Here is a 12712-nt window from a genome sequence, read left to right as displayed (position 1 = left end):
TACGGGTTCGCAAAGGACGTCTTTTGCCGAGAACGCGAGAGGGGTCAATCATGTCTGATGAGGTGGTATTAGCGGCAGAGGTCCCCCTTGCTATGGGAGGAATGCGTCTGGATCAGGTGGCTGCGGAATTATTTCCCGACTTTTCCCGCTCGCGCCTACAGGCCTGGATTCGTGCCGGGGCATTGCTGGCTGACGGACAGGCACGTAAGCCGAAAGACAAGTTGGTCGGTGGTGAGCAGCTGGAATTGGCGGCAGAGCTGGAAGAGCAGGGCGATTGGATCGCCGAGGATGTGGCGTTTGAGTTAGTTTATGAAGACAATGAGATTCTCGTCGTCAACAAGCCAGCGGGCTTGGTGGTGCATCCTGCGGCCGGGAATCCCAACGGTACTTTATTGAATGGCCTGCTGTTTCGCTGGCCAGCTCTCAGTCAAATTCCCCGCGCGGGGATTGTTCATCGTCTCGATAAAGACACCACCGGCTTGATGGTGGTTGCTAAAACTCTAAAAGCTCAGCTATCGCTGGTTGATCAGTTGCAACGTCGTGACGTCAGCCGTCACTACCAGGCGGTAGTGCAGGGCGATGCTTTGAGCTCTGGCCGGGTGGAGGGGAATATCGGTCGTCACCCACGCCAGCGTCAAAAAATGGCGGTGTTAGAGTTTGGTGGCAAGGAGGCGATTACCCATTATCAGGCCATACGACGTTTCTCCGGATTCATCCATATGGCAGTCAAGCTGGAAACCGGCCGTACTCATCAGATCCGTGTTCATATGGCTCATAAAGGTTTGCCCTTGGTGGGAGACCCCCTCTATGGTCGCAAAGCGCGCTTTCCTTCGGTTGCCAGTACGGATCTCAAGCGAGCGATAAATGACTTTCCCCGGCAGGCGTTACACGCTGGGCGTCTGGCGTTGGTACACCCTGAGTCGGGAGAAACAATGGAGTGGCAGGCGCCTTTGCCGGATGACATGGCGGAATTGTTAGCTGTGTTGAAAAGTGACTCTGAACACTGGGATGAATGAGCATGGTTGAATCCTGCTTGAAGCCAGACTGGCCTGCGCCTGCAGCGGTGAAAGCGGTAATTTCAACGCGCCAATGTCCCGCGGGTCAAATGGGTAGCAGCCATCCCTATGAAGGTCAGAATCTTGCGCTGCACGTCGGGGATGAGTCCGAGCAGGTGACAGAAAATCGCAACGTCTGGCTCGAGCAAGTTGGTGCCCCAAGCCGGATTCAATGGTTGCAGCAAGTGCACAGCACTCGGGTGGTTGAGGCGGGTGTGGAGCCAGCTCCAGAAGCGGATGGCGTATTGGCCCGCGAGGCTGGGCATGGGTGTGTGGTGATGACCGCCGATTGTCTTCCGATATTGCTTTGCGATCAGGATGCCACATGTGTTGCTGCGGTACATGCAGGCTGGCGTGGTTTGGCTGACGGTATACTTGCTGAAGCATTCAAGCAAATGTCCTTGCCTCCAGAGCGCTTGATGGCCTATTTGGGGCCCGCGATTGGTCCGGAGTATTTTGAAGTGGGTGGTGACGTACTTGATGCATTTGAGCAAGCGGCAGGTCGTCTTTACCCCGTCAGTGAAGCGCCGTCGAAGGCGTTTAATGCAAAGCGTGACAAGGTCGGTAAGTTCACCGCCGATCTCTACCGTTTGGCTCGTGCGCAGCTGCAGGGGTTGGGTGTGTCTCAACTCTACGGCGGCCAGTTATGTACCTACGCGGACTCCACCCGTTTTTATTCCTATCGACGTGACGGGGTGACCGGTCGCATGGCTGCGTTGATCTGGCTGGATGGGAATTTGCTCTAGATCAACTCGTTAGAAATTTTCAAGTCTGTGATTTTTCAGAAGCTTGATTTTGTTATCACTGCCCCCATTTTTCTATCATTAAGAGAGAATTTGCTCGGGGACGACAATGCGAATAGACCGTTTTACCAATCAACTGCAAATGGCCCTGGCCGACGCACAGTCGTTGGCCGTCGGGCGTGACCATTCACAACTGGAACCTGTACATCTGTTACTCGCCATGCTGGATCAGCAGGGCGGTGCCGTCCGCCCTTTGCTGGCTCAGGCGGGCTTCGATGTGACGGGGCTGCGCAACGGGGTCGCTAAGACCCTGGATGAACTGCCGAAAGTCAATAATCCCAACGGCGAAATCAGAATGTCGCCGGATATGGGACGTTTGCTAAATTTGGCTGACAAAAAAGCCCAGCAAAATGGTGATGCTTACATTTCCTGTGAGTGTTTTCTTCAGGCTGCTGTCAGTGACAGTGGCGCTCTAGGAAAGCTATTAAAGCAATATGGTGATGCCAAACGTTTGGATCAAGCCATCGAGAAGGTTCGTGGTGGTGAATCCGTTCAGGATCCTGATGCTGAGGGCAATCGCCAGGCCTTAGACAAATACACCATCGATCTAACAGCTCGTGCGGAGGCCGGTAAGTTAGATCCTGTGATCGGACGTGACGATGAGATTCGTCGCACAATTCAGGTGCTTCAGCGTCGTACCAAAAATAATCCGGTGCTCATTGGTGAGCCAGGTGTCGGTAAAACGGCAATTGTCGAAGGGCTGGCACAGCGAATCATCAATGGCGAAGTGCCTGAAGGTTTAAAAGATAAACGTCTGCTGTCGTTGGATCTTGGCTCTCTTTTGGCAGGTGCAAAATTTCGTGGTGAATTTGAAGAGCGACTTAAATCCGTGCTCAATGAATTGGCCAAGCAAGAAGGGCGAATCATCCTTTTCGTTGATGAGCTGCACACCATGGTTGGCGCGGGAAAAGCCGAGGGCGCAATGGATGCGGGCAATATGTTGAAGCCGGCGTTGGCTCGCGGTGAGCTCCACTGTGTGGGGGCGACTACGCTGGATGAGTATCGCCAGTTTATTGAAAAAGATGCGGCGTTAGAGCGACGTTTTCAAAAAGTTATCGTTGATGAGCCTTCAGAAGAAGACACCATTGCCATCTTGCGAGGCCTTAAAGAGCGGTATGAAGTTCACCATGGAGTGGATATCACCGACTCCGCTATCATTGCTTCGGCCAAGTTGTCGCAGCGCTATATCACCGATCGGCAGCTGCCCGATAAGGCGATTGACTTGATCGACGAGGCGGCGAGCCGGATTCGGATGGAAATTGATTCCAAGCCTGAAGAAATGGATCGCCTGGAGCGTCGCTTGATTCAATTGAAAATTGAGCGTGAGGCTGTCAAAAAGGACGATTCGGAAGGCGCTCGCAAGCAATTGGATCTACTCGATAGCGAGATCCAGAAACGCGAGCGTGAGTTTGCGAACCTGGAAGAAGTTTGGCGGGCAGAAAAAGCCGCGTTACACGGTTCTGCGGAAATTAAAGCGAGTCTCGAACAGGCGCGTCTCGATTTGGAAGCCGCTCGTCGCGCCGGGGATTTGGGGCGCATGTCAGAGCTGCAATACGGCATTATCCCTGAGTTGGAAAAGCAACTGGATATGGCCGGGCAGGCGGAAATGACCGAGATGACGCTGCTGCGCAATAACGTCACCGAGGAAGAAATTGCCGAAGTGGTTTCCAAGTGGACAGGGATCCCCGTGAGTAAAATGCTGGAAGGCGAGCGGGAAAAACTGTTGCGGATGGAGGAGGCGCTGCACAATCGCGTTATCGGCCAGGACGAGGCGGTCGTTGCGGTTGCGAACGCGGTGCGGCGTTCACGGGCGGGATTATCTGACCCCAATCGACCCAATGGCAGCTTCCTGTTCCTTGGTCCGACCGGGGTCGGTAAAACCGAGCTGTGTAAGTCGCTGGCAGAGTTTCTGTTCGACAGTCAGGATGCAATGGTACGCATCGATATGTCTGAGTTCATGGAAAAGCACTCCGTGGCGCGTTTAATCGGTGCGCCTCCCGGTTATGTCGGTTACGAAGAGGGGGGTTACCTTACTGAAGCGGTAAGACGTAAACCATATTCCGTACTTTTATTGGATGAGGTGGAGAAAGCGCATCCGGACGTGTTCAATATCCTACTGCAGGTATTGGAAGACGGTCGTTTGACGGACGGACAAGGCCGTACGGTGGATTTTCGAAATACCGTCGTGGTGATGACCTCAAATTTAGGTTCGGAAGCCATTCAGGATATCGCCCGTAACAAGGCGTTCGATACTATCGATTTCGGCCAGACGGATCAGGATTCCAGTGGCTCTGGTATCAGTGAGAGTCGTTATGAAGCGATGAAAGCGGCGGTGATGGAAGTGGTTGGCGGTCATTTTCGCCCAGAATTCATCAACCGTATCGACGAAGTGGTGGTCTTCCATCCTTTGGCTCAGGAGCAGATTCGTGGTATTGCCAACATACAACTGGATTTGTTGCGCAAGCGACTGGCTGATCGAGAGATGTCGCTGGAGGTGGAAGACAGTGCATTGGATAAACTGTCTGCGGTAGGCTTTGATCCTGTCTATGGCGCCCGCCCACTGAAAAGGGCGATTCAACAGTTGATTGAAAATCCGTTGGCGCAGGATGTGTTGTCCGGTAAGTTTACCGCTGGTGATACCATTCACGCTCGAGATGACGGCGACAAGATACTGTTGGTTAAAGATTGATGGTTTAAAAAAATCATCAACACAGTCCTATTGTTGTGATTCAGGCCGGGGTTCTCTCCGGCCTTTTACTTTCCAAATCCTGCCCACTTGTGGCACATTGGCGGTCCTTTCGCTCCGTTTCGGGAAGGCTTTGTCTTGAACAGCCAGCTGCTACTGTTTCTCGTTTGTCTCTATGCCGTGCTTTTATTTGCGGTTGCCTGGTGGTCTGAGCGCCAGGGTGGACGTATCCGCCAGCGTTGGTGGCGACCACTGGTTTACGCACTCTCTATCGGTGTTTATTGCAGTTCCTGGACGTTTCTCGGTGCCGTTGGACAGGCGGTAGATAACGGTTGGGTATTTCTGCCGATTTATTTGGGACCGATTTTATTGCTCCTGCTGGGGTGGCGTTTTGTGCGGCGTCTGCTGATGGTGAGTCAACGGAATAAAGTGACCTCCATTGCTGATTTTATTGGTTCTCGGTACGGCAAGAGTCAACGACTCGCTGCGGTGGTGACGCTGGTATTGGTGATCGGCACCTTGCCATACATTGCTCTGCAATTGCGCGCGGTCGGGATTGCCTGGCACACAATCAATTGGTCCGATACCGTCAGCGGCGGCTACGATGCGTTTTCCAGTTTAATTGCGGCCATGGCCATGGCGTGGTTCGCGATTTTGTTTGGCACTCGTATTATCGATGGTCCCGATCGCTATCGCGGCATGATCACTGCTGTCGCCGTCGAGTCCGTGGTCAAATTGGTAGCCTTTGTGGTAGTGGCTTGGTTGGCCATTCAATTAATTGGTGAATTTGCTACAGAAAAAAACTGGCTGGGTCCCATGTTTCACACCAGTCAGATCTTCAGCCCGTTGTTTTTTACAGAATTGTTGTTGGGCGCTGCGGCAATCGTCTGCTTGCCACGTCAGTTTCACGTCATGGTGGTGGAATATCAAAAACCATCGGACCTGCGTTATACCCGGTTTTTAGTGCCGCTTTATCTCGCCACGTTTTCCGTGCTGGTGTTACCACTGGCGACGGCTGGGACGACGGCGTTTGCCGGGTTGGATCTTGATACCGACAGCTATGTGTTAATCCTCCCTCGTTGGGTGGGTGATGAGTTTGTGCTGGCGTTGACCTTCCTCGGCACTTTGTCGGCGGCGACGGGCATGGTTGTTGTCGCGACCATCGCGCTATCGATCATGATCTCTAACGAGCTGATCGTCCCAGTTTGGCTGCGTTCCAGTAAAGAGAGAGCCAAGCAGGGCTCCAATTTGGGGGGGCAACTGCGCTTCATCCGTCGCTCCTCAATTTTGTTGATTCTGCTTATGGCCTGGGGCCTAGAGCGGGTGATGAGCGCTTCTGAGGGGCTGGCGGCAATGGGATTCATCTCCTTTGCGGCGGCGGCTCAGTTGTTGCCCGCAGTCGTGGCGGGGCTCTACTGGAAATCCGGCCATTCCAAGGGGGTGCTGAATGGTTTGCTGACCGGAATGCTGCTGTGGTTTTACTGCTTGTTGTTACCGGCATTGTTACCGGAGGATGCCGCGATATTGCAACATGGTCCGCTCGGACTTGAATGGTTTAATCCTCGCAGTCTGTTTGGCATGGGTTGGCTTGACCCCCTCAGCCACGGTGTCGCCTGGAGTTTGCTGGGGAACTGTTTGGTCTTTTACCTCCAGTCAAGGCGAGCGAATTTCAGTGTGTTGGATCAGCGTCAGGCTGACAGCTTCCTACAGCCTGCTGCCGATTTTGAAGATCAGCGCTTGGATTTGGAGCCTTCCGGTATCGAGGTTCAACAGTTGCAAGCCTTGATGGAGCCATTGATGGGCAGTGTTCGCACGCGTCGTATCTGGTCCGATTTTGAGCAGCGTGTGGGGCACAGGCTGTTACCGCATGATCAGTCCCCAAGTTTTGTGGTGGAGGCGATTGAGCGGGATTTGGCAGCGATTGTAGGTGCGGTGTCAGCTCATCGAGCGATGGAATTATTAGTGCGGCAGCAGCCGCTCCAATTGCGGGATTTCGCCTCCCTAGTGGGGGGCAGCACACGACAGCTCGAGTTCAGTCAGTCGTTGCTGCAAACCACGCTCGAAACCATTCCTCAGGGAATCAGCGTGGTCAATCGCGATTTGCGTCTCGTTGCCTGGAATGTGCAGTATCAAAAACTGTTCGACTTTCCAAGTCGCCTGCTCTACATCGGCTGCGATATCGGCAAGATTTACCGCTACAACGCGCAGCGCGGATACATGGGTCATCTGGAAGACATTGATGCGGTCATCGAGCGACGTTTACAACAGTTACGTTCGGGCAGTAGTCATCGGCTGGAACGAAAGTTACCTAATGGTCGCGTGATTCAAATTCGGGGAGCTCCTCTAGAAAGTGGTGGTTATGTCACTACTTATACGGATGTGTCGGACTACTATCAGATGTTGGAGCAGCTGGAGAACTCGCGGGATACGCTCGAAAGCCGTGTAGAACGGCGCACGGCAGAATTGCAGGATGCTAACCGGTCATTGCAGCGGGAAAATCAACTTCGGGGGCGAATCGAGCAGGAGCTGCAAGAGGTTCATGGGAGTAAAAGTCGGTTTTTGGCTGCAGCCAGTCACGACCTGCTGCAACCGATCAACGCGGCTCGACTGTTTGTCTCTGCACTTCAATCAAAGTTTGAAAAGTCTGAAACGGAATCCGTCGATCGTGACTTGGAGTACCTGAGTGATTCGCTCGGTCAGGCGGAACAGTTGATCAGCTCAATGCGTGAATTATCTCGGCTGGATTCGGGTAAAGAGCGTCCGAAAAAGCAGCACTTTGCCCTGGAATCGATACTGCAACCTCTGGCAATGGAAGCTCAGACCTTGGCCCGTCGTGCGGGATTGGAGTTTCGATGGCGGTCTAGCCGGCAGTGGGTTTATAGCGATCCACACTTATTGAGGCGGGTCGTGCAGAATTTCATCAGTAATGCATTGAAATATACGGGCAGTGGCAGAGTGCTGCTGGGCTGTCGGCGTCATTCGGCCAAGGTCATCATCGAGGTTTGGGATACTGGGCCAGGGATCGCCCCGGATGATCGCGCGCGTATTTTTCAGGAGTTTCAACGGTTGCCCGCAACCGCAAGAGGGAGTCAGGGGTTGGGGTTGGGCCTATCGATAGTCGATCGAATTGGTAAGTTGTTGGGGCACAAAATCAGCCTTCATTCCGAGCAGGGCAAAGGATCTGTGTTTCGCATTGATGTTCCCCTTGGCGTAGAACAGCCAGCTCAGCGAGTCAGAGCCATGCCAGACCCCAGGCTGCAGGGGGTTCGTATTTTATGTATCGACAACGAGCCGGCGATTCTCGCAGGAATGGAATCTCTGCTAACTCAGTGGGGGTGCTTGGTCGTTACGGCGGCAGATCTAGGGCAGGTGCTGCAGCGCTGGCAGTTTGAGACGGGGCCTGACATTGTGCTGGCGGACTTTCATTTGGACCAGGAAACCGGTTTGGATCTCCTGGAGGCGCTTGGTTATCACTGGGAAACCAAGATGAAGGCCGTCGTCATTAGTGCTGACAACAGTGATGATGTAACTCGCGCCGTTGCGGATGCAGGCTATCGATTTCTTGCCAAACCTGCGCAGCCTAACGCCTTACGGTTAACCCTGAGGCAGGCTCTGGCATCGGCAAACTAAGAAACTTCTCGCAGCGAGAAGTGGTTTAGCTGTTCGACACACTGCCTTCGAAATCGCTGAGGGTATTACCGGGTGAAACGGCCAGTTGACCCAATGCAACCGCAGCCTGGGTACGTGAATGTACGCCCAGCTTGCGAAAAATTTCCGTCATATGGGCCTTTACGGTCGCCTCGGTAACGTTAAGCTCAAAGGCGATCTGCTTGTTCAATAGGCCCTGGCTGAGCATGCTGGCGACGCGAAACTGTTGAGGGGTAAGGCTACCGAGAGCTTCAGCGATGGTGCGTTCCGGTTCGCTGGTACCGCATTGGGTATCCATGCCTTCTGGTGCCCATATATTACCTTCCAGTACCGTGCTCAAAGCTTCTGTGATGGCTTCTGTCGGGGCGCTTTTGGGTAGAAAGCCACTGGCTCCGTGCTCCAGGGCGCGGGCAATGATCTGCGGGTGATCCATTGCGCTAACAACCATAACCGGCGTTTGCGGCTGCTGGGAAATCAGATAAACCAGAGCGCCGAATCCCTCTGCACCTGGCATATTCAAGTCGAGTAGGATCAGGCTGACATCCGGGTGCTCTTTTACGCGGTCTTGCAAGGTGGCGAGATCTTCGGCCTCCAATAGCTGGGCGTCGGGGTAGTTTTGCAAGACTGTGGCAGCCAGTGCTTTGCGAAACAGTGGGTGATCATCTGCGATCAGAATCTGTGTCTGCATTGTTTTACGTCACCGTTTGTTATTATGGGCGAATCTTTATCGCGCCTGAGTTTCCGGCATTCCGGATTGCGTGCCCAAGTATTGATTTAAACATGCAGGCGAATTTGGCATTTAATACTTCATCATAGACCTAATTTCATTATTTTACTCCTCCTGCCAGCAATCATAAAGCCAAGGTTGTCATCCCGATTTATGAGGGTTTTTTAGACTTTAGTCGTATATCGACCAATGGTTAATAGGCACTTTTGACGGCTTGATCCGATACTCGTTATCTCCCAAAGACCTATCTGATATAAGAAAAAATGGAGAAGGCAACATGAAAATAATGAAGAAGTATCCTTCGCTGGGCTATGTGGCAGCCAGCTGTCTGGCGTCGGCAATGGCCAGCAGTGCCTTTGCTCAGGACAGTCTGCAGGACCGTGTTCGCTCGCTGGAAGAAGAACTACAAAAACTCAATAAAGAGATTGAAGACAGCAAGCCAGCCGCAGATGCCAAAGGTGTGACCATCGCGCCAGGTACCAACTTCCAGTACGGTGGCTTTATCAAAGTTGACGCTATGTGGAGCGACTACTCTGATGGACAGCGTGCTTCCTCGTCTGTTGGTGACGACTTTCTGGTTCCGTCTACGATTCCTGTGGATGGCGAAGGAGGTGACCCGGTGTTCGATATGCACGCCAAACACAGCCGCTTCTGGCTGAAAACCACCACAAATACTGACGCTGGCGACGTGATTGCTTACCTGGAGATGGATTTTAACTCCGGTGGCACGGATGAGCGTTTGACACACCAAGCCCCTAATGGGCTCCGCCACGCCTTCCTTCAGTGGAATTACGCACCGGGTGCGTCTCTTTTGGCTGGCCAGACCTGGAGTACTTTCTTCAACGTTGCCGCTCTACCTGAAACTCTCGACTTTGTGGGTCCCACCTCCGGTACTCTCTTCATTCGCCAAACCCAAGTTCGCTGGACTCTACCGATGGGAGAAGGCGGCAGTTTAAGTATGGCGTTGGAAAATCCATCGACCAGTCTCTATGACGGTGGTGCTGGATTTGAAGAAAACGACTATGACAACAATTCCATTCCTGATATTGCCTTCCGCTTCGATAATAAATCCGGCGCAATTAGCTACAGTGCTGCAGCCGTTTTGCGGGAGATCACTTATGACACAGGCGCCAGTGATTCGGAAGAATTTGGCTATGGTATCAGCCTGAGCGGTAAGTATGACTTCAGCAATGGTGATGATTTAAAAGTCATGTTCAGTGCCGGCAACCTCGGACGTTATATCGCTCTGAATGCATTCCGTGACGGCGTCATTGAAGCCGATGGTGATATTGATCTTAATGATGTCATGGGCGGGTATGTTGCCTATCGCCATATGTGGAGTGACAAGCTGCGCAGTACGTTCAGTTATGCGATGTCGACGGCGGATAATTCCGATTCCGCCGTTGCTGATCTGACAGAAACCGTGAGCAATGCCAACGTCAACCTAATCTATTCGCCGACGCCGAAACTGTCATTCGGCGCAGAGTATATTTTTGCTGATCGAGAAACTGAAAGTGGCGCGAGTGGTGATCTAGATCGCTTGCAGTTCACTGGTAAGTGGGTTTTCTAAAAGCTGAGGTACTGTGCGCCGTGAGGCGCCAGAGTTCAGACAACAATAAATGATGGGAGGAAAACAAATGGCATTTCGTTCACAAGAAGATGCTGAGGCTTATTGGAAAGAAAACCTGAGCTTGATGGTCAAGTTAATGGTCATCTGGTTTGTGGTGTCCTTTGGGTGTGGAATTTTGCTGGTTGATGTCTTAAATCAGATTCAGATTGGTGGTTATAAGTTGGGCTTCTGGTTCGCACAACAAGGCTCTATCTACGTCTTCGTAGCGCTGATCTTCTACTACACAAAAAAAATGGGTCAGCTCGACCGTAAATACGGCGTCGATGACGTATAACAATAATAGGGGATAGGATCATGGATCTAAAAGTAATGACCTATATTGTGGTCGGACTCACGTTCGCCCTCTATATGGGGATCGCAATCTGGGCTCGTGCCGGGTCGACGAAAGAGTTTTATGTGGCAGGTGGGGGTGTTCACCCCGTTGCGAACGGAATGGCAACCGCTGCTGACTGGATGTCCGCTGCATCGTTTATCTCGATGGCGGGTCTGATCGCCTTTATGGGATACGGTGGTTCGGTGTTCCTGATGGGGTGGACCGGCGGTTATGTCATTCTCGCCATGTTGCTGGCGCCTTACCTGCGCAAGTACGGTAAGTTTACAGTGCCGGAGTTTATCGGTGATCGCTTTTATTCGAAGGGCGCGCGGATTGTTGCCGTTGTTTGTCTGATTGTTTGTTCAGTAACTTATGTTATTGGCCAGATGAAAGGCGTCGGTGTGGCTTTCTCTCGCTTTCTCGAAGTTAAGTATGAAGTCGGTCTGTTGATTGGTATGGTGATCGTATTCTTCTATGCCGTGCTCGGTGGTATGAAAGGGATTACCTATACCCAGATCGCCCAGTACTGTGTGTTGATTTTTGCCTATACCATTCCCGCGATTTTCATCTCCTTGAATTTGACGGGGAATCCGATTCCTCAGTTGGGTTTGGGGAGCACCTTAAGCGGTACGGATACCTATCTGCTCGATCGACTTGATCAAGTGGTGACGGAGTTAGGTTTTGCCGAATATACGACTCAGAGTCGTGGTAGTACATTGAATATGTTTATGTACACCTTGTCTCTTATGGTCGGCACCGCCGGTCTTCCGCACGTGATCATTCGTTTCTTTACCGTGCCAAAAGTAAAAGATGCGCGTTCATCTGCCGGTTGGGCTCTGGTGTTTATCGCAATTCTTTATACCACTGCTCCAGCGGTTGCAGGTATGGCTCGCTTGAACCTTATGGATACATTTTCTCCACAAGGCGAAGATCTTGTTTATGAAGATCGTCCTCAATGGTTCAAAAATTGGGAGAAAACGGGTCTTCTCGCTTTTGAAGATAAAAATGGCGATGGCCGTGTGCAGTACACTTCCAGTGAAGAAACCAGCGAAATGGTTACCGTTGACCGCGATATCATTGTGCTGGCGAATCCGGAAATTGCGAAGTTGCCTAACTGGGTGATTGCGCTGGTTGCAGCAGGCGGCTTGGCCGCAGCGTTATCGACCGCAGCGGGGCTTCTGTTGGCCATTTCTTCTGCGATATCTCACGATTTGTTAAAAGGTGTCATCACACCAGATATTAGTGAGAAAGGGGAGTTGATGGCCTCCAGGGTGTCTATGGCTGTTGCGATTGTGGGGGCAGGGTATCTTGGATATAACCCACCTGACTTTGCAGCAGGTACGGTGGCTCTCGCCTTTGGTCTTGCTGCATCATCGATCTTCCCGGCTCTGATGATGGGGATCTTTTCGAAATCAATTTCGAAAGAGGGTGCTATCGCAGGCATGGTCGCAGGCATTGTTGTTACGCTGCTGTATATCTTCCAGCATCAAGGCATCATGTTTGTAGCGAGTACTGCATTCCTTGGCGATATGTCTCCTAACTGGTTCTTCGGAATCGAGCCCAATGCCTTTGGTGCGGTTGGAGCCATTATCAACTTTGCGGTAGCGATTGCCGTCTCCAAAGTGACACAGGCGCCACCACAGGACGTACAGGATTTGGTGGAATCCATTCGCGTACCAACAGGTGTCGCAGAAGCACAAGACCATTAATGGTCTAGGTTGAAGGGAAATTCGGGCCGTTAGGCCCGAGCACAAGGATGTGCTCATGTACCCATTAAGATACGCCCATTTTCAGGTCGTACGATAAAACAATAATTACAGTAAAATTGTTCTAGTAACGTCAGAATTTTT

The 12712-nt window shown here is 52.1% G+C and carries 8 protein-coding genes; 7 read left to right on the top strand and 1 reads right to left on the bottom strand.

Annotated features, from left to right (window positions below; genetic code table 11):
* The first annotated feature begins 50 nt into the window (after positions 1-50).
* The 4 genes from rluD (at position 51) to ACXAFR_RS06620 (ending at position 8174) form a co-directional block, all read left to right on the top strand.
* A complete protein-coding gene (rluD, locus tag ACXAFR_RS06635) occupies positions 51-1016 on the top strand; it encodes a 23S rRNA pseudouridine(1911/1915/1917) synthase RluD (protein ID WP_475174148.1) in 966 nt (321 codons plus the stop codon).
* Between the two features lie 2 nt (positions 1017-1018).
* Positions 1019-1801: a peptidoglycan editing factor PgeF gene (pgeF, locus tag ACXAFR_RS06630; RefSeq protein WP_475174143.1), complete on the top strand. Its 783-nt coding sequence runs from the start codon at positions 1019-1021 to the stop codon at positions 1799-1801.
* Positions 1802-1907: 106 nt separating this feature from the next.
* Positions 1908-4547 (top strand): ATP-dependent chaperone ClpB, encoded by a 2640-nt coding sequence (clpB, locus tag ACXAFR_RS06625; RefSeq protein ID WP_475174140.1) that lies wholly within the window; start codon positions 1908-1910, stop codon positions 4545-4547.
* Positions 4548-4682: 135 nt separating this feature from the next.
* Complete coding sequence (locus tag ACXAFR_RS06620) at positions 4683-8174, top strand: PAS domain-containing hybrid sensor histidine kinase/response regulator (RefSeq protein WP_475174137.1); 3492 nt, start codon at positions 4683-4685, stop codon at positions 8172-8174.
* A gap of 25 nt (positions 8175-8199) precedes the next feature.
* Here ACXAFR_RS06620 and ACXAFR_RS06615 read toward each other — a convergent pair whose 3' ends face one another.
* On the bottom strand, positions 8200-8880 hold the full coding sequence (locus ACXAFR_RS06615) for a response regulator (RefSeq protein ID WP_475174134.1): 681 nt from the start codon (positions 8878-8880) through the stop codon (positions 8200-8202).
* Between the two features lie 316 nt (positions 8881-9196).
* On the opposite strand from ACXAFR_RS06615, the gene ACXAFR_RS06610 reads away from it, so the two are divergent.
* From ACXAFR_RS06610 to ACXAFR_RS06600, 3 genes are all read left to right on the top strand, one after another.
* A complete protein-coding gene (locus ACXAFR_RS06610) occupies positions 9197-10489 on the top strand; it encodes a DcaP family trimeric outer membrane transporter (protein WP_475174131.1) in 1293 nt (430 codons plus the stop codon).
* 67 nt (positions 10490-10556) lie between these two features.
* Positions 10557-10823 carry a DUF4212 domain-containing protein gene (locus ACXAFR_RS06605; RefSeq protein ID WP_475174128.1) on the top strand — a complete coding sequence of 89 codons (267 nt, stop codon included), beginning with the start codon at positions 10557-10559 and terminating at the stop codon, positions 10821-10823.
* 20 nt (positions 10824-10843) lie between these two features.
* Entirely contained in the window at positions 10844-12571 is a 1728-nt protein-coding gene (locus ACXAFR_RS06600; protein ID WP_475174123.1) for a sodium:solute symporter family protein, read from the top strand.
* Positions 12572-12712 lie beyond the last annotated feature (141 nt).

Source organism: Pseudomaricurvus sp. ABR4_320, from assembly GCF_056159445.1.
This window is presented reverse-complemented; position numbering and strand designations above follow the sequence as displayed.

Coding starts and splice junctions, on each gene's coding strand:
- ACXAFR_RS06600 (WP_475174123.1), top strand. CDS start 10,844: ATGGATCTAAAAGTAATGACCTATATTGTGGTCGGACTCACGTTCGCC.
- ACXAFR_RS06605 (WP_475174128.1), top strand. CDS start 10,557: ATGGCATTTCGTTCACAAGAAGATGCTGAGGCTTATTGGAAAGAAAAC.
- pgeF (WP_475174143.1), top strand. CDS start 1,019: ATGGTTGAATCCTGCTTGAAGCCAGACTGGCCTGCGCCTGCAGCGGTG.
- clpB (WP_475174140.1), top strand. CDS start 1,908: ATGCGAATAGACCGTTTTACCAATCAACTGCAAATGGCCCTGGCCGAC.
- ACXAFR_RS06610 (WP_475174131.1), top strand. CDS start 9,197: ATGAAAATAATGAAGAAGTATCCTTCGCTGGGCTATGTGGCAGCCAGC.
- rluD (WP_475174148.1), top strand. CDS start 51: ATGTCTGATGAGGTGGTATTAGCGGCAGAGGTCCCCCTTGCTATGGGA.
- ACXAFR_RS06615 (WP_475174134.1), bottom strand. CDS start 8,880: ATGCAGACACAGATTCTGATCGCAGATGATCACCCACTGTTTCGCAAA.